The organism is Roseivirga sp. (genome assembly GCF_049099775.1).
Lineage (GTDB): Bacteria > Bacteroidota > Bacteroidia > Cytophagales > Cyclobacteriaceae > Roseivirga.
Genome location: NZ_JAGDZM010000006.1, coordinates 95,971 through 120,581, shown reverse-complemented (window position 1 = coordinate 120,581; position 24,611 = coordinate 95,971). Strand labels below are relative to the sequence as shown.

General features: G+C 40.0%; 14 protein-coding genes and 1 pseudogene. All 15 read right to left on the bottom strand.

Going from position 1 to position 24,611, the window contains the following annotated elements:
- Positions 1 to 11,454, bottom strand: an 11,454-nt coding sequence (locus tag JXQ92_RS11020) for an SMP-30/gluconolactonase/LRE family protein (RefSeq protein ID WP_421986672.1), incomplete at its 3' end; no start/stop codon positions are given.
- 295 nt (positions 11,455 to 11,749) lie between these two features.
- On the bottom strand, positions 11,750 to 13,813 hold the full coding sequence (locus JXQ92_RS11015; RefSeq protein ID WP_421986671.1) for a tetratricopeptide repeat protein: 2,064 nt from the start codon (positions 13,811 to 13,813) through the stop codon (positions 11,750 to 11,752).
- Between the two features lie 160 nt (positions 13,814 to 13,973).
- Positions 13,974 to 14,120 (bottom strand): hypothetical protein, encoded by a 147-nt coding sequence (locus JXQ92_RS11010; RefSeq protein WP_421986670.1) that lies wholly within the window; start codon positions 14,118 to 14,120, stop codon positions 13,974 to 13,976.
- A gap of 104 nt (positions 14,121 to 14,224) precedes the next feature.
- Entirely contained in the window at positions 14,225 to 14,653 is a 429-nt protein-coding gene (locus JXQ92_RS11005) for a hypothetical protein (protein WP_421986669.1), read from the bottom strand.
- Between the two features lie 121 nt (positions 14,654 to 14,774).
- Positions 14,775 to 16,985 (bottom strand): DUF5916 domain-containing protein, encoded by a 2,211-nt coding sequence (locus JXQ92_RS11000; protein ID WP_421986668.1) that lies wholly within the window; start codon positions 16,983 to 16,985, stop codon positions 14,775 to 14,777.
- A 4-nt stretch (positions 16,986 to 16,989) separates the two neighbouring features.
- A pseudogene (locus tag JXQ92_RS10995) lies at positions 16,990 to 17,487 on the bottom strand (DUF3526 domain-containing protein); the annotation flags it as partial.
- Positions 17,488 to 17,532: 45 nt separating this feature from the next.
- Positions 17,533 to 18,411, bottom strand: coding sequence for an ABC transporter permease subunit (locus tag JXQ92_RS10990; RefSeq protein WP_421986667.1), 879 nt, complete (start codon positions 18,409 to 18,411; stop codon positions 17,533 to 17,535).
- A gap of 1 nt (position 18,412) precedes the next feature.
- Complete coding sequence (locus JXQ92_RS10985; RefSeq protein ID WP_421986666.1) at positions 18,413 to 19,801, bottom strand: ABC transporter permease; 1,389 nt, start codon at positions 19,799 to 19,801, stop codon at positions 18,413 to 18,415.
- Positions 19,802 to 19,803: 2 nt separating this feature from the next.
- Positions 19,804 to 20,505: an ABC transporter ATP-binding protein gene (locus JXQ92_RS10980; RefSeq protein ID WP_421986665.1), complete on the bottom strand. Its 702-nt coding sequence runs from the start codon at positions 20,503 to 20,505 to the stop codon at positions 19,804 to 19,806.
- A gap of 124 nt (positions 20,506 to 20,629) precedes the next feature.
- Positions 20,630 to 21,490 carry a hypothetical protein gene (locus tag JXQ92_RS10975; protein WP_421986664.1) on the bottom strand — a complete coding sequence of 287 codons (861 nt, stop codon included), beginning with the start codon at positions 21,488 to 21,490 and terminating at the stop codon, positions 20,630 to 20,632.
- A gap of 1 nt (position 21,491) precedes the next feature.
- Positions 21,492 to 22,694 (bottom strand): GTP-binding protein, encoded by a 1,203-nt coding sequence (locus JXQ92_RS10970; protein WP_421986663.1) that lies wholly within the window; start codon positions 22,692 to 22,694, stop codon positions 21,492 to 21,494.
- Positions 22,691 to 22,936, bottom strand: a complete 246-nt coding sequence (locus JXQ92_RS10965) for a hypothetical protein (RefSeq protein ID WP_421986662.1) — start codon at positions 22,934 to 22,936, stop codon at positions 22,691 to 22,693. Before JXQ92_RS10965 ends, JXQ92_RS10970 begins: the two co-directional genes overlap by 4 nt.
- A gap of 272 nt (positions 22,937 to 23,208) precedes the next feature.
- A complete protein-coding gene (locus tag JXQ92_RS10960) occupies positions 23,209 to 23,493 on the bottom strand; it encodes a hypothetical protein (protein WP_421986661.1) in 285 nt (94 codons plus the stop codon).
- Positions 23,490 to 23,870, bottom strand: a complete 381-nt coding sequence (locus JXQ92_RS10955; RefSeq protein WP_421986660.1) for a MerC domain-containing protein — start codon at positions 23,868 to 23,870, stop codon at positions 23,490 to 23,492. The genes JXQ92_RS10960 and JXQ92_RS10955 overlap by 4 nt, the downstream gene beginning before the upstream one ends.
- A gap of 59 nt (positions 23,871 to 23,929) precedes the next feature.
- Positions 23,930 to 24,337, bottom strand: a complete 408-nt coding sequence (locus tag JXQ92_RS10950; RefSeq protein WP_421986659.1) for a Fur family transcriptional regulator — start codon at positions 24,335 to 24,337, stop codon at positions 23,930 to 23,932.
- Positions 24,338 to 24,611: the final 274 nt, after the last annotated feature.

Here is a 24,611-nt window from a genome sequence, read left to right as displayed (position 1 = left end):
TAAAGGTGAAGTAAAGACGGGTTTTGTATCATCTACATTGGTCACTGTAATAGTCACATTTTGATTAGCCGCATTGCTATTAGCATCAGTGGCAATCATATTAATCACATAAGCATTGTCAGTGTTTCCATCTGTTGGTATCTCAAAATCTGGTGAGGTCTTAAACGTCACTACTCCATTAGAAATATTGAATAAATCTTCATCATTACCTGTGCCTAAACTGTAAGTAACGGCGTTTGCGTCTGTAGCTGTAACTGTATAGGCCGTTCCAGTTCCATTTTCAGCATAATTAGCTGCTATGGCTGATGTGAAGACTGGTAGTATTTCATCTACATCAGTAACCGTGATCACTACGGTTTGAGTAGCCGTATTCAATCCATCTGTTGCGTTGACTTCTATTTCATAGGTGTTCTGACCGTCGCCATCTATAGCATTCTCAAAGTCTGGTGACGTTTTAAAGGTCACCACTCCTCCTGTCAGATCAAACAGTGATTCATCATTACCTGCGCCTAAACTGTACGTAACAGTATTTGCATCTGTAGCGGCTATCGTGTAAACTGAACCTGAACCATTTTCAGCATAATTTACTGTCAAGCCTGACGTAAAGACGGGTTTTGTATCATCTACATTGGTCACTGTAATAGTCACATTTTGATTAGCCGCATTGCTATTAGCATCAGTGGCAATCATATTAATCACATAAGCATTGTCAGTGTTTCCATCTGTTGGTATCTCAAAATCTGGTGAGGTCTTAAACGTCACTACTCCATTAGAAATATTGAATAAATCTTCATCATTACCTGTGCCTAAACTGTAAGTAACGGCGTTTGCGTCTGTAGCTGTAACCGTATAGGCCGTTCCAGTTCCATTTTCAGCATAATTAGCTGCTATGGCTGAGGTCAACACTGGGCTAGTAACATCTATTACGTTAATGTTAAATATTTGTGTAGCTGTACCACCATTTCCGTCGTTGGCTGTAAGTGTAACCGACTGAACGCCGGCAGGTTGGCCAGTAGCATCTCCTGTTAGTCTAAAGTCTGGTGAAATTTTTCTTATTCTATGCCCTTCTGCTTCAGCTATATAAATAGTGCCGTTTTCATCAAGTGCTAACGAGAGTGGATTATGAAAACTGGCTCCTGTTCCTATTCCATCTGCGCTACCTGCTGTACCTGTGCCTGCAAGTGTAGTAACCACTTGATTTGCATCGATTTTTCTTATTCTCTGACCATCATATTCTGTCAAATAAATAGTGTTTGATGCATCTATAACAATTCCTGCTGGCTGTGTAAAGCTGGCCATTGTACCTGTTCCATTTGCCGACCCTGCGCTACCTACAATACCAGCATAAGTTGTCACATTGGCATCCTTATCAATCTTCCTAATCACATGATTTGCTGCTTCTGTGACATATAGATTATCGTCTTTGTCAATCGCGATGCTTATTGGAAAATTAAAGCTAGCTGACAAACCTTGTGCGTTGACCGCCCCTGCTGTACCAGAGCCTGCAAAGGTGCTTACTTCGCCATTTGGTTGAATTTTTCTGATCGAATTATTTTTTGTGTCAGTAACATATAGATTGCCCTCTGAATCGACCGCAATTCCAAAAGGTTCGTTGAAACTGGCGAATGTACCATTGCCATTGATGGCTCCGGGACTACCTGACCCTGCAAATGTTGTCACCAAACCAGCAGTTGTTATTTTTCGAATATTATGTGCTTTTTGATCAGTAACAAAAAGGTCTCCATCAGAATTGATCACCATATTAAACGGTTCATTAAAACTAGCAGCCGTACCCTGACCATCATTAGATCCTTCCTGTCCTGAACCTGCAAATGTTGTTACATTTCCTGCTAGATCAATTTTTCTAATTCTACGGTTTCGAGAATCAGCAACAAAAAGATTGCCTAAGCCATCGATAACTATTCCACTTGGCCCTTCAAAACTTGCAAGTGTACCGATTCCATCTACGAAACCTTCATTACCGCTACCTGCAAATGTTGTTACCGTTCTGCCTACACTACTATCCAAAGTGATCCAAGATGGCTTATTCGTAGCTGTTACGGTTACAATATCACCGTCCACATCAGCAGTTGAATATGCATAGTTATACGTTTCATCGTCGTTTATTGTAATAACAGGTTGGGATGTGAATACTGGATTGACATCGCTTTCATTTGTTACAGTAATGGTAACATCCTGACTTATGGTGTTTGTACCATCGTTGGCTATCACATTGATTGTATAAATATTATCTGTATTACTATCTGCTGGTGTTTCAAAGTCTGGGGCAGTTTTGAAAGATATTGTAGGGCCAGAAATATCAAAAAGGGCCTCATCTTTACCTGTTCCTAGACTATAACTAATAGGATTAACATCTGTAGCAACTATTGTATAAACTGTTTCTTGCCCATTCTCTGCAAAACTCAAAGCTGTTGCTGAAGTGAATATGGGATTCGTTACATCTGCTACATCAATTTGGAATGCTTGAGTAACATTTTGTCCGATGCCATCGCTAGCGGTTAAAGTAACATCATAAATTCCAGTTGGTAATCCGTTAGCATCCCCTGTCAAGACAAATTCAGAGGATATTTTTCTGATATTATGACCAGTTTCTTCTGTGACATAAAGGTTACCCGATCTATCAATAGCTACCCCTCTAGGATTATTAAAACTTGCTGAAGTGCCTGTACCATTTACGGAGCTCTTAAGACCTGTTCCAGCCAAAGTCGTCACGTTTCCATCAGGATCAATTTTTCTAATAGTTGATCCGTTCGTTTCTACTACATAGACATTGTTTGCAGCGTCAACAGCCATACCTGACGGACTATTAAAACTGGCAGCTATACCTGACCCATCTATAGTAGTCGGACTACCTGAACCGGCAATGGTAGAAACGTACCCTGCACTGGTGATTTTTCTTATTTTGCTACTACTTGCATCTGAGACATAGAGATTACCCAACTCATCTACTGCTATACCCGTTGGGCCAGAAAAGCTGGCTTCTGTTCCTTGCCCATCAGCAGCTCCAAATGTACCTGACCCTACGAAAGTAGATACTATACCTTCTTGAGTGATTTTTCTAATTAAATTATTAGCAGGTTCTGCTACATATATATTGCCGAAAGCATCTATACCAAGCCCACGTGGATACCTTAAAGTAGCCGAAGTTCCTTGTCCATTTGTAGATCCGGCACTACCTGAACCAGCGAAAGTAGATACATCTCCTGTCGGAGTAATTTTTCTTATTGTATTAGCCGCTTGATCTGACACATAAACATTTCCGGCTGCATCTAAAACAAGGCCAAACAACTCCATAAAGCTTGCAGAGGTTCCAGGTCCATCATCAACCCCTGAGCTACCATTTCCAGCCAGAGTAGTTACATTTCCTGCGGCATCGATCTTTCTGACTCTTTTATTAAAGCTATCAGCAACGTAGACGTTGCCATTGCCATCTACGGCAATTCCTTGTGGCCCATTAAAGCCAGCAGATGTTCCTGATCCGTCCGCAAAAGTTCCAGATCCTGTTCCTGCAAAAGTTGTTACTTCACTTCCTACTACACCAACTAAAGAAAGCCATGAGGGTTTATTAGTAGCTGTTACCGTCACTTTATCTCCATCAGCGTCTGAAGTACTAATTGCATATGCATAAATAGCATTATCGTTTACGGTAATTACTGGCTGAGAGGTAAATACTGGATTGACGTCGCTTACATTTGTTACCGTTATCGTTACATTCTGATTGGATGTATTGTTGTTCTCATCTGTTGCAATCAGATTGATTACATAGGTATTGTTTGCATTATTCCCGCCAGGCTGCTCAAAATTTGGTGCGCTTTTGAATGTAATAGCGCCTTCCAAATTGTTGAATAAGTCTTCATCATTACCTGTTCCTAAGCTATAGGTAACGGCATTCACATCTGTTGCCAAGGCTGTATATATTGTACCTAATTCATTCTCTACAAAAGTCGCTGTTGTTGAAGAGGTAAATACAGGAGCGGTGTCATCCACATTGGTCACCGTTATCGTCACATCCTGATTAGATGTATTGTTGTTATCATCTGTTGCAATCAGATTGATCACATAGGTATTATTAGCATTGTTACCTCCTGGCTGCTCAAAATCAGGAGCCGTTTTGAAGGTGACTATACCTCCTTGGATGTTAAACAAATTTTCATCATTTCCTGTCCCTAAGTTGTAAGTAACCGCATTGGCGTCTGTTGCTGTCGCCGAATAAACAGTACCTGTGCCGTTTTCTGCAAATGAGGCTGTTGTGGTAGAAGTAAGTACTGGGGCAGTATCGTCTACATTCGTCACCGTGATGGTCACATTTTGATTCGATGTATTGTTAAATAAATCAGTGGCTATAACATTGATCACATAGGTATTATTAGCATTGTTGCCTCCTGGCTGCTCAAAATCAGGAGCCGTCTTGAAAGTGACTATGCCCCCTTGGATGTTAAACAAGCTTTCATCATTTCCTGTCCCTAAGTTGTAAGTAACCGCATTGACGTCTGTTGCTGTAGCCGAATAAACAGTACCTGTACCATTTTCTACAAATGAGGCTGTAGAGATAGAGGTAAGTACCGGAGCGGTGTCATCCACATTTGTGACATTGATGTTCACATTCTGACTTGATGCATTGTTACTCGCATCTGTCGCAACTAATGTAATCGCATAGATATTATCTACATTATTGTCACTTGGTTGCTCAAAGTCAGGCGTAACCTTAAAAGTGATTTCACCATCTTGGATATTGAATAAGCCATTATCCTTACCCGCACCTAAGCTGTAAGTAATTGCACCCACATCAGTAGCAACAGCCGTATGTACCGTACTTGTACCGTTTTCAGCAAATGCAATTGTAGAGTTAGACGTAAATACTGGAGCAGTATCATCAACGTTCGTCACAGTTATGATCACGTTTTGATTGACAGAATTAATCCCATCAGTCGCGATCACATTGATCACATATGCATTATCAGTATTGCCATCAGTTGGCACCTCAAAGTCAGGCGTAACCTTGAAAGTCACTACTCCCCCACTGATATTGAATAAGCCTTCGTCATTACCGGTACCTAGTGCATAGCTTACCTGATTCGCATCTGTTGCCGTTACTGTATAGGTTGTTCCTGTTCCATTTTCGGCAAAGTTGACCGCAGTTCCCGATGTGAAGACAGGGTCTGTCACATCATTTACCGTAATGGTGAAGCTCTGCTCGGCTGTCCCTCCATTATTGTCATCTGCTTTCAAAACCACATTGTGGGTGCCTGCCGTAGCAGGGGCTGTACCTTTTAAAGCTGCTATCTCCTTTTTTATTTGGCGTACATGGTCAGTCTCTGCAGCATAGAGATTTCCATTCGGATCTATTGCAAGTCCTTTGATGTCCGTAAAAGTGGCTGAGGTACCTATGCCATCTGCTCTGGAGCCTGTCCCTGAACCTGCAAAAACAGTGGCTGTTCCGTTATTATCGAATTGTTGAAGTTTAAATTCATCCGTTTCAAATGCGTAAAGGAGTCCGTCCTTTCCTATGGCGATTTTGCCTAGGCTTGAATCGAATTGGGCAAAAGCTAAAAAGTCGACATTTGTAGTTGGGGCAACGAGTGGTGCAGGTGCAGAAGGTGGAACACCCGGAATATTTACGATTGGGGCATATAAAGCATCGAATTTGACAATATCCGTTCCGTCTACCACCACAAAAAGATTATGGTCTTTGTCAATTGCTAAGGCACTTGGACTGTTGAATTCAAATAGGGCATCAATGACCAATGATTTATTGGCAGCTAAAGAGCCAGTACTCCCAGGAGTTGGTAAGGTTATAATTGCGTCATCTCCATCGGCATCTTTAAGCGTGCCACCTTCTAATGTTAAAGCAGAGGCAGACTGATAATCCAGATCTGTGCTATTATCTCCTTCTTGGACGGTATAGCTAAATGAAAGGGTATTGGTACTGCTGCCTATGCCATTGTAAGCAATAGACTGATCAGTACTCCCGGTTTCCAGCTTTAGTTTTGGAGTTCCGGTGACATTAACTGGCTCGGAAAAGGTAACTGTAATTTCTACTGTTTCACCGAATTTTTTTGTCCCATCAGCCGTAGAAGAAGAAACATTGGTTACTACTGGATATCCTATAGAGAAGTTTGTGGTAGAGGCCAAAGCACTTACTGAAGTTATCGATGGTAAAGTCAGAACGGCATCATTACTCGTTATAATAGCGCTTTTAATAATACCTCCGTTACCAAGGGTTAAGGAATTGGTGTCAACATAATTTAAGTCTTTGAACTTATCTCCTTGTTGAATAGTGTAATTAAAAATCAAAGTAGTAGATCCACTCCCACCACTATAATCAATAGTCCTGTCAGTGTCACCTGTTTCTAATGTCAACTGAGGAGTACCGGTTACATTAACGGCTTCTGAGAAAATCACTTTAATTTCAATCACATCGCCTACGGCTTTAGCACCGCCAGGTGTTACCGAGCTAACCGAGGATATCGTAGCTGTGCCTGGTACAGAAGGTGTTGAAGGTGCTGGAGGTCCTCCAGGTGTTGGTGGCCCTGCGGGCGCTGGTGCTTGTTTAATATGAATCACTGAAACCTCTCCAATACTAGCAGACCCATTGGTAAAGGCCTGAGACAGTTTTCCTACACCTGAATTTAGGTCTGTCCAGTAAAGGGTTCCCCTACTATCAATCACCATATCTGTGAGTGAAACGATGCCACTTCCTATAAAAGTAGTCACCACTCCAGCTTGAGTTATCTTATTTATTTTGGTTGCTTCTGCCGCATAAACATCACCATTACCTTTGGCGGCAAGTGCAACAACATTAGCAACATTGGTAGCCAAAGTTGTAACCACACCTGTTGGTGTAACTTTACGGATGGTGTTATTATCCGAATTGGCTACGTAAACATTACCATTAGTGTCCGAAGTTATAGCCGTAATATTGGTGAATGATGCTTCAATACCCGTACCATCAGCATTGGCAGTGCTACCTCCTCCAGCGAATGTTGAAACGGTATTTGCCTGAATACTACCCGCAGTAAAAGTAAGCCATGTTGGTAAAGTGGGTGCTGTAAACGTTAATTCATCTCCATCCCCATCAGTAGCTGTAAAAGCATAATCATATTCCGTCTCCGCATTTACAGAAGTAACGGCTTGAGAAGTAAAGATGGGGTTATTGTCGTTGACATTGGTGACAGTAATATTCACGGTCTGCGAAACGGTATTCGGCCCATCATTCGCCTTTACCTCAATCACATAAGTGTTATTGTTATCTCCATCGGTTGGCACCTCAAAATCTGGAGCGACTTTGAAAGTCACTACGCCCCCGCTGATATTGAATAAGTCCTCATCATTGCCAGTACCTAAACTATAAGTGACTGCATTGGCATCGGTGGCTACTGCGGTGAAGGCTGTACCTATGCCATTTTCGGCAAAGTTGACCGTGGTGATAGAGGTAAATACCGGAGCAGTATCATCAACATTCGTCACAGTTATGATCACGTTTTGATTGACAGAATTAATCCCATCAGTCGCGTTCACATTGATCACATATGCATTATCAGTATTGCCATCAGTTGGCACCTCAAAGTCAGGCGTAGCCTTGAAAGTCACTACTCCCCCACTGATATTGAATAAGCCTTCGTCATTACCGGTACCTAGTGCATAGCTTACCTGATTCGCATCTGTTGCCGTTACTGTATAGGCTGTTCCTGTTCCATTTTCGGCAAAGTTGACCGTGGTGATAGAGGTAAATACCGGAGCAGTATCATCAACATTCGTCACAGTTATGATCACATCTTGATTGACTGAATTAATACCATCAGTTGCAATCACATTGATCACATAGGCATTATCAGTATTACCATCGGCAGGGTTTTCAAAATCAGGAGCTGACTTGAACGTAACTGCCTCTCCAGTTAAATCGAATAATATTTCATCATTCCCATTACCTAAACTGTAAGTGACAGCATTGGCATCGGTTGCGGTTATGGTATAAGCCGTACCTGTACCATTTTCAGCAAAACTGACTGCTGTTCCTGAGGTAAGAGATGGGTTGGTGACATCCACGACATTGATATTAAATATCTGAGGTGTCATACCTCCTTTACCATCATTGGCAGTTAAAGTAACCGATTGATTACCAGATATTTGACCAGTAGCATCTCCAGAAAGTACATTCTGAGGTTGTGTCACTTTCCTGATCCTATGATTGCCCCCATCGGCAACATAAACATTTCCTGATGCATCCACGGCAACACCGTCAACAGATGCAAATTGCGCGGCAGTGCCATCTAAAAACCCACTACCTGAACCTGCCATGGTGGTTACTAAACCAACCGAAGTAATTTGACGGATGTTATTATTCCCATCAGCAACGTAAACATTGCCAGTACCATCAACTGCTACACCACGTGGAAAATTAAATTGAGCAGCAGTACCAGAACCATCAGCTGAGCCGCTAGACCCACCAGCTAAAGTAGTTACAACAGCATCAGGGGTTATTTTACGAATACTATGATTCACCGCATCGGCCACATAAAGGTTACCTGAACCATCGAGCGCAATTGCACCAGGGGCACTAAATTGAGCAGCGGTTCCTGTACCATCTGAATCTCCACTTGTAGTTCCTGCAAATGTAGTAACCACTCCTGCAGGAGTTATTTTTCTAATTCGATTGTTATACCTATCGGCCACGAATACATTCCCAGATGCATCCACCGCCACACCAGTTGGGTAGTTAAAATGAGCACTTGTACCGGAGCCATCAGCCGTGCCGTTAGTACCTCCTGCTAGGGTAGAAACCACACCAGCGGGAGTTATTTTTCTGATACTATTATTATTTCCATCTGCTACATAGATATTGCCGCTTAGATCAACTGCGAGACCGTTTGGATTTTGAAACTTTGCAGCCGCACCAGAACCATCTGTTGAACCACTTGAGCCACCCGCCAAGATAGAGACAACGCCCGCAGAAGTTATTTTTCGAATACTATTATTATTTCCATCTGCTACATAAATATTACCTGCTGCATCCAAAGCCAGTCCAGATGGGAAATTAAACTGCGCATTTGTACCTGTACCATCTGCCGAGCCTAAAGTGGATCCTGCAACGGTGCTAGTTATTGACTGAGCACTAACAGACAACCAACTTGGTTTGCTGGTGGCTGTAACCGTTACATTATCTCCTTCTGCGTCAGTTGTGGTATAAGCATAGGAATAAGTAGCATTATCATTTACAGTTATTACTGGCAGTGAAGTGAAGGTTGGAGCATCATTCACCGGAGTAATAGTAATAGTATTCGTAACATCGCTGCTTTTTACCGTACCATCATTTACCTCAATACGAATAACCACATCTCCTGCAGGTGGATTATTGCTTTCATTGATATAGACAATACCATTAAGAATAGATTGATAAATCGCTGCTGTAGCACTACCGGTAAAAGTCATTACTCCAGTATTTGCATCATATGCTGAAATCGTTACACCCGCGTTGGTAGCAATGGTATTTGTAGCTCCATTGACTCCGAAATACTGGTCGGTATTGGACCCGGTGTACCCGGTTGCCGTAACGGTCATTGACACAATATTGTCGTTATCGGCATCTGTAACGGTTGCGTAGTCGGCAATGCCAATACTGCCATTTTCATTGATAGCACCACTGGTTGCCCCGTCTAGATCTACTACAGGTGCTGTATTAGGAGGTATTACCTGTACCACAAAACTTTGCTCAGCTGTCCCGCCGTTGTCATCATCTGCTATGAGCGTTACGCTATGGCTACCTTGACGCATTGTAGAATTACCTGTAAGCTTTGTTGAAGCCAGCGAGATTTTTCTAATTCTATGGCCACTAAAGTCTCCGATGTAAAGATTGCCTTGGGCATCAAGCGCTGCACCCAGTGGGCTGTTAAATTGACTAGAAGTGCCGGTACCATCTACGCTTCCGAATGATCCACCTCCTGCCAAGGTGGTTACCAAGCCCCCACTTGTTACTTTCCTTATCAAATTATTGTTAAGATCAGCTACAAAAATATTACCATAGCTGTCAACTGACACTCCCCATGGCGCATTAAAACTAGCCGCTGACCCCATACCATCGAACGTACCGGCTGACCCATTTCCTGCAATGGTAGAGACTACACCCGACGGGGTGACTTTTCTTATCTGATGCCCTCCAGACTCTGCTATATAAAGATTACCAAGTTCATCTATGTCAATCCCTTTGGGGCTTAAAAAACCCGCCTCGCTACCAGTGCCATTGGCAGTACCACTTGAGTGCCCCCCAACAAATGTTGAAACAACACCTTCAGCAGTTAATCGTCTAATTACTTGATTCGAATCATCCGCTACGAATAAATTCCCAAAACCATCAATAGCAATACCTGCTGGTTGATTGAATTCAGCATTGGTTCCAGTGCCTTCTACAAATCCAGGATTTCCGTTGCCAGCAATTGTAGTTACAACTCCTAATGAATTAATCATTCTAATGCGGTGCCCTGAAAATTCAGCTACATAGATATTTCCAGCATTGTCTAAGGTTAAATCAATTGGAAAATTAAATTCTGCCGATGTTCCAGTACCATCGGCGGAACCAGCTAATCCAGACCCTGCAACAGTTGTAACCACACCGGCAGGTGTCATCTTTCTAATCAGGTTATTTTGTGAATCCGCTATGTAGAGGTTTCCATTAATGTCAATAACAACACCTGCCGAACCATTGAATAATGCAGATGTTCCTGTACCATCGGTTGTTCCAGCAGATCCTGATCCGCCTACGGTTGTTACAATATTGGGTGTGGATTGTAATGTCAACCAACTTGGCAAAGTAGGCGCAGTTATGATTAAGTACCCTCCATTTGCAGCTTCGGCCTTGACTTCATAATTGTAGGTTTCGCCTTCATCAAGTGATGTTACCGGTACGGAATTAAACGTCGGGTTAGTACTCACAACCGCATCTAGATCAATATTATCCATTTCTGTGAAATCCGTACCACTAGCAGTGATGACTACCTCATCAATACCTATAAAGTCTGAGGTGCCGTTAAGGGTAGTAGTATTTGAAAGCGTACTTAGTGCAGTACCTACATTGAATCCATTTTTTTTGGCTTGCACAATGATGGTCGTCTCATCGAAGGCCAAACCGATAAAGTCCATAGAAACAAATGTAAAATCACCTCCTGAAGTCAACTTTATAGACATGGTGGGGAATTCGTTCCTTACCAGTTCATTATTGATAATTGAGAAGTTTCCGCCGGTGGCTGTAATTGAATAAGAACCCTCTGTGTAAGTGGTTAACCCAGTTTGGTTCGCTCCAGAAAACGTCAAAGTTTCATCTTGCGCATTAACAATTATAAATGAGATCAAAAGTGCAAGTGTGAGGAGGGAACGTTGCATTAATCTTTTCAGTTTGAGAAAAGGTATAGCAACGACAGACGAACCTGAAGTGATGTTCATAGTACAGAGTTTTGGTTAGATTTTTGGCGGGCAAATCACACATACACGCAGAACGGATCGGCACACGCTCGCAAGAAGAACAAATTATAGACAAATACTACTACCCAGAATGGGTAGTTTTTTAAAAAATCATGTGAGGTATTTTTAAAAAGGCGTTTTTCGCTTCAATTTCGGCGATTTCCTGTTTCCACAAGTAAAAAGGCCATTACGATGACCATTTTATCGACTCTTTGTTAAGCCTGCCACCTTAAAAGCATTGATTCTAGTGTGCTACATTCAATAATCACAGGCTTGATCATTTACAAACATCTAACATTAACTTTGTTGCCGCTGAGTATCCTTTCTCTTGCGAAGCTGCCAAGTCTTTACACGCAGCACTCTTTTGATTTGCATTTAACAAAGCGATTGCCCTAAAATAAAGCACCTCCCCTGTTCGAGTTCCAATCTCATTGACCACATGATTATAATCTTCTATAGATTTAATAAAGTCCTTGGTCTGTGTATAAGCGAAGGCCCTAGAAAGGCGAGCACGCTCTTGATCTGGATCAGTATCTAAGATTTTTGAAAAGGCTTCGATAGACTCGGCAAAGGCTTGATTGTTGGATAAAATCAAACCTTTTGACATTAACGCTGCTTCCATTTGAGGATTAATTAACAATACGTTTTCAAAATTCTCTAATGCTTGATCTAACGCACCTACTTTCATTAAAGAATCGGCCTTGATCATCATTTGTGATAGCCTTTTCATCAAGACTGTTTGACTTCCTACTGAGTTATTATTTCCAGCCAATGTACTCTTTCTAAACATTGCAGGGCTTTCAGGGCTATAAACCATTGCACTGTCATAGTCTAGCAAAGCGCTGTCCAACATATTGGCTTCCTCATATAACAATCCTCGCTCGTAAAATGCATCTCCCTTTTTATCATTTCCACCTTTAATCACACGCTCAAAGTCAATTTTAGCATAATCTTTATCGCCACTGGCTTTTATCGCGAGGCCTCGGTAGTAATAGATCTTTGTATAATAAGGGTTTACTTCTACACCTCCATTATAGTATTCGATTGCTTTGTCAATGTTGCCCTTCCCCTGATATTCGTTACCCAATTCCATCCAAGGATAGGCTGCATTGGTGTGCTCAATGGCATTCTCCCAGAGACTTACTCTACTCTCCCAAATAGTAGACTGAACTCTACTTTTAACGCTAAAAATTAAAAGTGCTAACGAAGCAAGAATATAGGCTACATTTTTACCTTGTGAGGATGTTAACAATTGCGATAATACCAATGCAAAACACACATAGATACCAATTAGAGGCATATACATATAGCGTTCTGCTGCCATGGTAGGACCAAATGGGGTGAAATTTATTACCAGACCAATATTCACAGCAAAGAATAGTATTCCAAAAAGCCAAAATCGCTTGAATTCTGACGATGATTTACGATATACCAGCCAAAGAATGGCCATTACTAATAGTAAACCAAAAGGTGCCAGCCAATAAAGTGTTCCCAGTGTTTCTTCCTGTATTTTCATCGGATAACCGTAATATGTATAAAGGTTTCCCGGTGATACTGCTTTCCAGAAATAGAACATTAGTGAATAAGAGGACAATGCTACTTTTTCGAAAAAAGTATAGTAATCTGAAAAACCGCCGATAGAGTCAAGGACTTTTCTTGAATCTATACTGGCCAATCCAATGATGATTGATCCGATAAAAAGCGGCACTTTTTCAATCAACATTCTCCAAGTAAAAGTTCTTTTGTAGAAATAATCCAATAACAAGAGTATTAGCGGCAAGGTTACCGCAGTGGCTTTTGTCAGCAGAGCTAAAACAAAAAATAGCACACAAATTAGAAGATGTTTAAGCTTTCTAGAAGGCTGCTCTAAGTATTTTATATAGAAAAGGCAAGACATGAAAAAGAAAACGCAATACATCAGCGTACTTCTTGTAGAAATCCACCCAACAACCTCGGTTTGTAGCGGGTGAATTGCAAAAACAGCTGTAACAAATAAAACAAGAAAGGTATTGTCTTTAAATAGCCTTTTCAGCAAAAGAAAAACTAAAAAGACATTCAGTAAATGAAGCAAAACATTAGTCAAATGATGTACGAAAGCATTTTCGCCAAAAATGGCATACTCTATACCAAAACTTAATGAAGCTAAAGGTTGGTATGAAGCGACGTAATAAGTAGTAAAATAATTTTTGATGCTTTCCCAAGATAGATTAGTAACATCTGTATTATTCAGAATCTGTTGATCGTCGTCCCAACCAGCCAAATATTCACCATTGGTAACTGGGAAATAAACAACCAAAGCGATCACTAAAATCAGAACAAGAGACCCATATTTTTTAATCATCAGCTCAGGATATTTCAACTTTTATAATAAGACGCCTTAAGATCATTTTTAAGTCTTTGGAAGATTTAAAAACAGACAATAGTAGAAAAAGAAAAGCAATATCTATAGATAAACTTCGATCCAAAGATGTCATATCGAACAATTTGGTTTCGTATTCGATTTATAAATCGAAATTATAGAGAATGACAACTAATTCTACTACCCCTTCTGGGTAGTTTTTAATTTCACTAGGGAAGTCTATCCTTTGTTTGGCATAGGAATTTGAATCTACTGAGAGATCGAAAGAATCTTGAGTAACAAGAATCATGACAACCTTCTTGTTTTTGAGGTTTATGAAAAGAGTAAAGAATTACGAATTTGGCCTATTCTAAGAGTTGAGCAAATCAAGTCAGGCCACCTCAGCGCATTATCTCACTTAATAATCTTGGCATCGTTGATTATAAAGTACAAGTGTTCAATATTCTTTTGATTTAACTCTAGCTTACCTTCTATTTTAATGAAATCGTCAATATTTAAATCGTTTGGGATTTTTTCCATTCTTATTTCAGCCACAGTTTCCGGACCTGCTCCACCACAAAAGAAACAAGAACTTAAAGGCATTCCAGACAGAATGAAAGTACCCTCAGAATCGAAAGAAACATAAAACCCGGACAGTTTTATCATCTTTCCATTTAACGCTTTCAATTCAGAATTGAAAGTGGGCACATCAAAGTAAGAATCTATATCCTCAAAGTAGGTCGTAGTAAAAACAACCTTCTTAAATATCTCCCAGCCTTTTGGCTCATTGGTTGCCGAATTACCAAGCATCAAAAATGCTAGCATTACCAATCTGAACTTCATATAGCTTCTATTGAGAATCAAAGACCAAAATTAATGTGACCATGATTATTTAAACAACAATGTTGTGTAAGCGGTATTGGTGAAGATAAACGAGAATAGACTTTATCGGCTACAGCAAATACTAGAATTGCTTTAGGAAAGTCAGCTTAGCAATAAACTGTTGTTCCTCAAACGGGTTTTCTAAACCGCTTATTTGGGTATTATTGAAGACCAAATACATGAAAGATAGCGGCTGATATTCCCAACTCAACCTTACATTCCACCTACCTTGTTCATCGAAGGTATTGTATTGATAAAATGTGGATAGCTGAAGCCTAGGGTTAGCAGCAAAACGTGCCCCCAGCGTACTTAAATGAGTTTCAAGATCTTCATTCGATTCACCTAAACTGCGAAGTCTATTGTATTCATAGTCAAAAGTAAATGCTATATGTGGGTCGGGAGCGATCCGAACCCCAGAGTTGACTTTCTGCCTTCTCCCATTGTAAAATTCTCCCCACTCATATTCTCCACTTAAAGACCACTTCTTCGATTGATCTGTATTAAAACGAACCTCATGACGGGTATAATAATACTCGTCTGGATCGATCTGAATACCAAGAGGAGCAAAATTAAAGTTGATATTTTGCCATGTCGGAAATATGGAATAAGACAAGAAACTGCCGTCAGTGAAGAAAATCCATACAGGAAATAACCAAAGATTAGCTTGTTGAAAATTCCCAGGGTTACTAGCATCGTGGTAATAGTTTACAAATAAGCCTGGATCCCATCTTCTAATCCATGGTAATTTTTTAGGTCTCATTATCCAGTATCCACCTGGGTTGTGTCTAATGACATTAGTTTGCCGTACAAAGCCCATGGCAGGATTATAGTTCTGAGTAGTCATCTCTGTCACCCAACCCCAATAAGAATTATTGTCGGAACGCCCAGCAAAGATACGCCCAGCAAAACCAGCCTCATCCGATTCATGATCTATAGAGGTACTTGCCAAATAGTTGATAGACCAAATACTTGATGGTCTAATCAAACCATCCACTGTAATCGTACTATTGTTTTGCTGATTTAAATTAAGTCCACTCGAAGCCTCATCTAAACGGTGGGTGAACATGACACCTATATTATTCTCACGACCATAATTTTTCAGATAACGTGCTACTGCAAAATTTGCACCTGCCGAACTTTCCGTTTCTGCCTGATGCATATATAACCCGGCAATCGCTTTGTCCTCATCCCTCAATGTAAACCTAGCACCTGCATCAATTGGAGCCGTAGCAGCATTGAAATTTCCTTGAAGGCCGATACTCCGACTAAAAAACGGCCTGATTGATGTTTGCCTTCCACCAGCCCAAATACCAGAATTCTCTAAAAAAAATTGTCTTCTTTCCGGAAAGAAGATATTGAAACGTTCTAAGTTGTTTACTGCCCTATCTACATCGGCTTGAGCAAAATCTGTGTTAAATGTTAAATCCACTACGGTGTTTGGGTTTACTGCCCATTTTACATCTCCACCTAGTTTGAAATCATTTTCAGATTGTCCACTCTGACCTGAAGTTTGCTCTTCATATTGATAAAGAGAATATGGTTCCACTCTTATGTTGGCACTTGGTTCTGGTAATTCCAAACCCGTAAGCTTGGCTGCATATGTCATCCTAAATGGCGAAAAGGATTGAGGAATAGCCGGAAAAACTGTTTGTTCATATTCGCGCCTTGCTAAACGATTGAAGGTTATTCCCCACTCTACTTTCTCACCAGGAGAGGCCGCGTCGTACCTTAAAGACTTAAAGGGAATGGCAAACTCCACATAATAACCATCTTCTGTTTGACTAGTCCTTACAGTCCAAAGAGCATTCCAATCGTTATCGGTTACCTGATCGTTAAAGTTTTGTAAGTCTCTTTGATTACCATAAGGCGTTGTTTGGAACGATACGGCAAATTGTTTAAGGTTTTGAGGATCTAGTTGAATTCCAAAAGCGTCGTTCTCATTCCAACTAAAATCTCTCCTTAAATCTTGAACCCTAATACCCTGACGACCTAAAGAATCCTGACAAAATGCTCCGATGTATAGGTTTTTTTCATCGAAGAGTACACGCACAGTTGTTTGAAATTTCGGGTCTCCTCCTTGTCGAGGCTCCATTCGAAAAAAATCAGTCACTACTTCTGCTCTACGCCAATCTTCCTCATCTAACTTCCCGTCTATTTTAATAGCCGAAGTCGCTTTTAAGGCTCTAATTTCTAAAGGGTTGTCTGGTGGAGGAAAATTACCTTCATTCTCTTGTCCACATGCAGAAAAAACTAGGCCGACGCCTAATAGGAAACATAAAAAAATTCGTTGCATGACCTTAAACCATTAATGCTGACTGCTCCCCTTTTTTGTAAAAGACCCCTATTACACTCAAAATTAGCGTAAACAAAAAGAGAATAAATACTCCTGAAAATACACCCGACTTAATCGATGTACTATCAAATTCAAAAACAGGAAGTTGACCTAAATCAGCTTTTACAAGCATTTCATTCTTAAAAACAAATGGAAGAAAATGATCTCTCCATTCAATACTAAAAACCTTAGTTTGGTTTTGAAATTCTTTATAGTGGGTGGCTGATGTGCCTGCAAGCCGTGTTGAAGCATTTTGAAAAATTACAGCGGGGCTTAGCAAGCCCCAGATATTAACCCAATTTTGTTGTTGAATTAGTTGTTGGTCAAAAACACTTATCAGCGGTTCTAGTGTCTTTTCTGTCATCTCCTGACTTGCATAAAACCCTTGCCAATAGCCAAATGCATTTTCACCTTCATTCCTAATAAGTTCAGGATGATTTCTGAGGTATTCATCCAAAACTTTATCCTGTTCTTTACCAAGTTCTTTACCAAGTTCTTTTTTAGTACTTCAGATTTCGTTTAACAAAGCGACTCGTGAAGGAATAGGGTAGATTGTATTTGCCATTTGGTTGACTACCGTAGGAACTATTAGCACAAGTAAAATCCACAATGAGAGCAAAGAAACTGCATTTCTTGCTGACGAAAACCCAAAAACATTAACCAAGAATGTTAAAGCAAACCAAAACGCCATATAAGCGTACGTAAGTCCAAAGAACTGGAAGAGGTTCAGGTCGGGTTTTACCCCGATTGAAAGCATCGTCGCAATCAGTACAACTGTGATAACAACAACTAGCGTAAAGAACCGAACGACGAATCTTTGCAAAAGCCAAAGTTTTATATTGATTGGATTAGAAGCCAACAGCCTGAACCTCCCAGTTTCTAGCTCTTGAGATTTTAGATTGTATGTAAAAGCAATAATTAATAGTGGTATCAGATAGGTCAAGACAAAACTCAAATCGAAATTTCCAAATAAGAGTTGAACTGGATTATTTAATTCATTAAAACTCATGGTAGCCAAATCCTCTCTTGAAGAAATATTAACTTGGTGAGTATATAAGTCACTTTGACCTACTGCTAATTTGCTTAAGCTTCCTGCAGGCATAATTGCTAAGCTACCAGTGGCAATACCATAATTCATAGGAGATAATCTGAATGCATCTGGGTGTTCTTCTCCATTGCCTAATGCAATTGCTATTTTGCTAACCCGAGAGACTTTTTTCGCTTGGTTTTGAATAGCTTCTTGAAGATTGGCTTGTCGTTTCTCAAATTGTTTTAACCCATTCGAACCAGCATAAATGCTCAGCCCAGCGATGATTAAGGTTAAAGATAAAAACCAATAATTTCTACTTAAAAGCTTTATTTCATGACGTATGTTTTGACCAAGCATATTACAATCGGGTTGAGGAGAAAAACAAGAGTCCGAATGAAAGAACAAGCCATAACCCTAAAATGAGCAGGTTACTTTGACCAGCTACCATCACCTGCCTAAACTGAGGTGCTTGATATTCAAACGCTGGTACTTCAGATAGAAGAGATGCGTCAGCCTGATACCCCCACTCTCCTAGCCTAGAGTTTTCAGCAAAATTAGAATTGAGAATTCTTTGCATTTCTACTCTATGCTTTTCGGCTCTATCAGAGAAATTCCAGTGCGTGGCATAGTCAGTATTGGCCAGTGCCATAGACATGAAGCGTGTTGGTAAAAATGGGGAGAGTATGGCTAGTTTTCTATAGATTTTTGTCTGAGACTCATATATTTCCTTCAGCCGTTCATTGTGCTTGAAATACACCGCCGCTTCGTGTTCTTCCCCTTTCTGCATTCTAAGGGCATCAAAATTAAAAGGAAGGTCTTCCAGCTTTTCTACATTGTATTCTTTGAGCGTTTCAGCTTCTAGTTTTTTAGAAGCTTCATTCCATGGATCATGTCCATCAAGCCCCTTGCTTTTATCATCGGCAACTGAAGCTTCAAATTCAACGCGTGTAGGATATGGATATACTTCATTAGTATAACTACTTGCAATTTTTGGTACTGCAAGGCAACTGATTATCCAAATAGCCAAAAGAGAAACCATAGCCAGGCCGGAGCTCCTGGCTATGGTAGAAATGAATAGTGTCAGACTATTAATAATGGCAAAATACGATAGGTAAACCAACAACATTGCGATCAAGAAAGGCCATTCTATGTTGGCAATGAAGAGTGCTGAAATCATGAAAAGGATAGTGGTTAAAATTGCAATTGGTAAAAAATTTCCCAGCCACTTTCCAAGTACTAATTGCCAATTACTAACGCCCTGTGACTTGATAATTCTAAGCATACCACCTTCTTTTTCTCGCGTAACAGATCGATGACCCAGCACAATGATGAGCAATGGAATTACGAAAAGAAGAATAAAATCAGGTGTAAGATCACCAAACCTTGAAAGGCCCGTCTGGTCGGCGGCCGCAACCATATCTGCTTCGTTTCGTGAATGGGCTTCAAGAAAAATGGATACCCCAGTGTACTTTTCAACACCAGGATCGATAAGAGACAAAGGGAATTGCGGCTTAAAAGCAAATGTACCATAGTGAGCAGCATTGTGTGGATTAGTAGCCCCTTGTGCCAACCAAAGTGTTCTGGCATTTTCAGTTGCCTGTTCTCTCTCTAAGTTTTTAGCTTCCCAATTATTCTGGCTAATAAATATGGCCACCGTACAGAGTAAAACAACTACTCCAAGCATCCATTTAAACTGACCTGAACGAGATGTTTCTCGAATTTCTTTTTTAGCGATGTGAAGTATCATAATCAATTATCCATGTGATGGAGATATAATTTTTCAAGCTCACTGTGGTCAATATCCTGAGTTGACAACTGCTCCACTAATTTTCCCGATTTCATGATTCCGATATCGGTACCTGTTTCTTTTGCCCTGAAAAGATCATGCGTAGCCATGAGTGTTGCTACGCCCTGATCACTCAATTTTACCAGCAATTCCGAAAACTCGTTACTGGCTTTAGGATCTAGGCCAGAAGTAGGTTCGTCTAAAAGAAGTGCTTTTGCCCTTTTAGCCAAGGCGATAGCAATGCCTACCTTTTGGCGCATTCCTTTTGAGTATTTCTTAACCCTTTGGGCATGTGCTTCGGGCTGTAACCCAGCATCATTTAAAAAACCAATCAGTGATTCTTTGCCATATCGTTTTTTAGATAGTCCGATAAAGTATTCTAGGTTTTCCAACCCAGTAAGCTCTCCATATAAGTTCAGGTTTTCAGGTATATATGCGATTACCTCTTTCGTCTTTAGCGGGTCTTTTGTTACATCAATCATATCTATTATTGCTGTCCCCTCTGTTGGCTCAATAAAGTTCAAGAACAGATTGATGGTTGTTGATTTACCGGCTCCATTTGCGCCTAAGAGGCAATAAATGTCTCCAGCTTCTATGGTAAGGCTCAGGTTATCAAGAGCTAGTGTGTCCTGATACTTTTTAGTGAGATTAACTGCGTGTAACATAAGCATCTTATTTTTGCAACAATGATGCAAATAAGAATCATTCAGACATTAATGCAACAATGATGCATATAATAAATTGAATAGAGATAGGAATGGTGAAATGCTGATTTTATTGGTCTTAATTTTACTTCCAATAACTAGAGACCAACTGAAATGCATCAGTCTCACCGTTCGGCAAAATAGCTTGAGACTTGCTCTTTAGGTACTTTTGTAAAGTAAATTGTGCACGTTCATAAATTGAAGAATCCGATCGTGTAGGGATATATCCCTTGGGAATAGCATATGTAAAATAACCTTTAGTGCCTGCGGATACTGGTATATGAAAAAAGTCGCGCTCAACGAATTGACCAGACTCTTCAGATTGAATAGATGCTTTCACGAAAAAGTTGACTGCGTGATCAGGATACCCGAATAAGTAGCCATATGCACGATACCTGTCATTCCGGTCTTCAAATTCTAATGCAGTAAGGATAGTACTTGGATCAGAATTTGCCGTAAAGCCCCATTGTCCGAAAAACTCAGCTTTATCAGTCATTAACTTGGCTAACAAATCTCTTCGACAAACAAGAATTTGTAAGTTTCGCTTTCCCTGCCATGTTTTTTTGAAAGGGATAAGCATAAACTCTAATTCATCGGTAGAAAGTTCTTTTAAAATTCTATTCCAACTGTCTAATTCGGCCAAGGCCATCAAAACAGAATCTGCCCCTAAGTCGGCGATCTCTCTATCGCCATCTTTCATTTCTCCGGCTTTAGCAATAGGATATGACATGGAAAATCCAAGGCTGCTGATAGGCTTTAAGGTATCTAAGAGTGTATAAAGCGCCTCATGTTCTAAACCATAATTGATTAAATCATAGGCCATCTTTACTTCTTTAGAAGAAAGAACTGAAAGGTTCCATGGTTTAGTCTTGGTCTTATACCCCAGCTCATTTGTTGACGCACATGAAGCAAATAGCAGAGCAGTGAATATTACTAGCCTCTTCATCCTAGTAATCTGTCTGAATTGGCCACTGATCTACGAATTCTTTTCCTTCTTGCCAGTCCTTAATTTCCTCATCTGTACAAAGACATTGTTCTAATTCTGATTGGATCAAGGCTTGATCAAGTTGCTGACCAATAATTACTAACTCATTCCTTCTGTCACCATATAATTTACTCCAATCAGATTCGATTTGCTCCCTATTTTCAACAAAAGACTCGTATCTAGTTCGCTCCTCAAAAGACATAGAACACCACCAAACACCAGCTGAATCAGTTCTTAATGAACCGCCTGCCTGCCCCCACGTTAGTGCATGATCTGGCCTAGATGCTATCCAAAATAAACCTTTACTTCTGATAACATTTGGTGGCCATAAAAGCGAAACATATTGCCAGAACCGCTCTGGATGGAAAGGGCGTTTATCACTGAATACAAAGGAGCTAATCCCATATTCTTCCGTTTCCGGCGTATGTTCCGTTTCTAATTCTTTTATCCAATCTGCAGACTGTGAAGTCGTTTCATAGTCAAAACTTTTGGTTCCTAAAACCTTATCCAAAGGCACTTTCCCAAATTCTGATTCAATAACCTTAGCCCCTGGGTTTAGATTAGAGAGAATACCTTTTAAAAGCTTTAAGCCTGAAGCACTAACAAGGTCTGTTTTGTTCACCAAGATCACATTAGCAAATTCTACCTGATCCGTAAGTAAATCGACAATTGTACGGTTATCGCCTTGTTCGTCATTCATGTTACGACTGACCAGCGTATCTGCCGAGCCAAAATCCTTTAAAAAATTAAAAGCATCAATCACCGTTACCATGGTATCCAACTGACAAACATCTGACAGATTAACTTCCAACTCTTCACTTTCAAACCAGAAAGTCTGCGCTACAGGAAGTGGCTCCGAAATACCCGTACTTTCAATTAAGAGATACTCATACCTATTCTCAAGTGCTAATTTTGCTACTTCTTCAATCAAGTCTTCTCTTAGTGTACAGCAGATACAACCATTACTCATTTCAACCAGTCTTTCGTCGGTTCTGCTTAAGGTATTACCCTGTTTTACGAGTTCTGCATCAATATTTACCTCGCTCATGTCGTTAACAATTACCGCAACACGTAAGCCTTCTTTATTGTGTAGTACGTGATTGAGTAAAGTGGTTTTACCAGCCCCTAAAAAGCCAGAAAGAACAGTTACAGGTAGTTTAGTCATGATTTTCTAAGTATAGTTTGAATTTGATTGAGCGCCTTTAGCAACTCTTCTTGTACTTGATAAATTTCTTCGACACTTAGTGCTATGTTAGTATGGTCATGGTTATGGTCCTTATGTCCTTCCAGCTCAAGATCATATCCAGGTATAGCAAATAAATTTTCTTCTAGCCTTCCTATTACCTGAAGTAGGCTATCCTTTTTTTCAAGATCAGATGCCTTAAGTCCTTTCTCGAGTTTCACCATTAACTCAAGGACTTCCTGTTGTTTTAAAAAAGCTCTTTTTAAGAGTGCTTTTCTTTCACTACTTGACGAGCTGCATGACACTAAGGCAACGAAAACAAATAATATGACAAATGCCTTCTTGCACATTTCATCACTGGATTTCAGCGTTTATTAAAATAAAATTCATGAAGTCGATGTTGGAGTCGTTGAGTTTTAAGCTCCCTGTTACTTTTACAAATTGATCTGGCATTAATTTTTTAGGTAAAACATCCATTCTTATTTCCGCTACGGTTTCAGGGCCCGCACCTCCACAAAAAAAAGCACGAGCTATAAGGCAAGGCGGATAGCATAAACACAGAATCTAGCTCTAAAGGAATATAATATCCTGAAAGGGTAACCTTTGTGTTTTCTAAATCAATCAGCTCTTTATTAAAAGTGGGCACATCGAAATAGGCGTCAACTTCCTTAAAATACCTTGGCTTAAAAGTTACTTTACCGAAAATATCCCACCCTTCTGGCTGCTGGCTTAGAAAAAGAATGCACAGCCCAATCAAAAGGCTAGAAAAAGTGATCTTCATCGCGACGCTCTTAAGAATTTCTTATTTGTAAAATGTGCTAGTACAATGAATAGAGACCCACAAATCCGAAGGACTGGCTCCAGCCATGTTTCATGAAAGAGGCCGCCAATTAGTATTAAAACCAAACCTGCAGCTAGGAATAACGCCGGCTTAAGCTTCTTTTGACTCGTATAGCTCTGTAAAACAGAGACAGAACCTATAACTGCTGCTAATAAGAGTAAGGGTGATTCGAGTCTTTCTAATTGTTCTATTTGCATTCCTACAATTGCCGAAGAAAAAATCAAAACTGGCATTAAAGCACAATGGACTGAGCAAAGAAGAGAAACACCTATACCCCAATCATCTAGGGCTATAGAGCTTTTGTGCGATTTATTCATATACAATTTTAGAGACATATTTTAATATTTGCAACATTGTTGCAAATATTAAATAAAGATTAATGACAATTGTGACATTCACCTTCCATTAGTACAGAGATATGCTCTGCTTTATAGTTATCAAGAATATTCAAATAACTTTCTGGGTACTCTGGCAAGCAGATCACTTTATTACATGATTTACAATAGAGATGTGGGTGCGCACATTTAGCGGTGTGGTCAATCCCTTTAAAGAAAAAGTAAGTCACGCCTTTGTTATTTAACACTTTAGAAACTATTCCTAACTCAACAAACGAGTTTAGTGTTCTATAAATAGTCACTCGATCAGCCTCCTTTAAGTGCTCTTCTATTTCAGAAATAGAAAATGCTTTTTCTTGATTCGAAAGTAAATGCAAAGCTTCGACTCTTATAGTAGTAGCCCTACATTTGTACTTACCTAAAATCGTTTTGACTTCTTGTGTGTTCATGTACAAAAAAGGGCTACTCGCTACAAATGACGCTTTAACTTAAGTAACTAACCAAAACTACTTTATTGTTAAGCTGAACGTCACATTAAAATTGGTACAACCAAAGCACAATTTGGATCACCAATATCTTCTGCTGAATCTAATCGTCATTACTAATAATTGAAGAATTTATTCATTCGAACATATCCTCTTCATTACTTACATGCAACAATAGTGCATATGCAACAATGATGCAAATTTATATTATGTAAATGGTCAGAAACTTCAAGTTTTT

Coding starts and splice junctions, on each gene's coding strand:
- JXQ92_RS10970 (WP_421986663.1), bottom strand. CDS start 22,694: ATGACTAAACTACCTGTAACTGTTCTTTCTGGCTTTTTAGGGGCTGGT.
- JXQ92_RS11015 (WP_421986671.1), bottom strand. CDS start 13,813: ATGATTAAAAAATATGGGTCTCTTGTTCTGATTTTAGTGATCGCTTTG.
- JXQ92_RS10950 (WP_421986659.1), bottom strand. CDS start 24,337: ATGAACACACAAGAAGTCAAAACGATTTTAGGTAAGTACAAATGTAGG.
- JXQ92_RS10980 (WP_421986665.1), bottom strand. CDS start 20,505: ATGTTACACGCAGTTAATCTCACTAAAAAGTATCAGGACACACTAGCT.
- JXQ92_RS10965 (WP_421986662.1), bottom strand. CDS start 22,936: ATGGTGAAACTCGAGAAAGGACTTAAGGCATCTGATCTTGAAAAAAAG.
- JXQ92_RS10985 (WP_421986666.1), bottom strand. CDS start 19,801: ATGATACTTCACATCGCTAAAAAAGAAATTCGAGAAACATCTCGTTCA.
- JXQ92_RS10955 (WP_421986660.1), bottom strand. CDS start 23,870: ATGAATAAATCGCACAAAAGCTCTATAGCCCTAGATGATTGGGGTATA.
- JXQ92_RS10960 (WP_421986661.1), bottom strand. CDS start 23,493: ATGAAGATCACTTTTTCTAGCCTTTTGATTGGGCTGTGCATTCTTTTT.
- JXQ92_RS11005 (WP_421986669.1), bottom strand. CDS start 14,653: ATGAAGTTCAGATTGGTAATGCTAGCATTTTTGATGCTTGGTAATTCG.
- JXQ92_RS11000 (WP_421986668.1), bottom strand. CDS start 16,985: ATGCAACGAATTTTTTTATGTTTCCTATTAGGCGTCGGCCTAGTTTTT.
- JXQ92_RS10975 (WP_421986664.1), bottom strand. CDS start 21,490: ATGAAGAGGCTAGTAATATTCACTGCTCTGCTATTTGCTTCATGTGCG.
- JXQ92_RS10990 (WP_421986667.1), bottom strand. CDS start 18,411: ATGCTTGGTCAAAACATACGTCATGAAATAAAGCTTTTAAGTAGAAAT.
- JXQ92_RS11010 (WP_421986670.1), bottom strand. CDS start 14,120: ATGATTCTTGTTACTCAAGATTCTTTCGATCTCTCAGTAGATTCAAAT.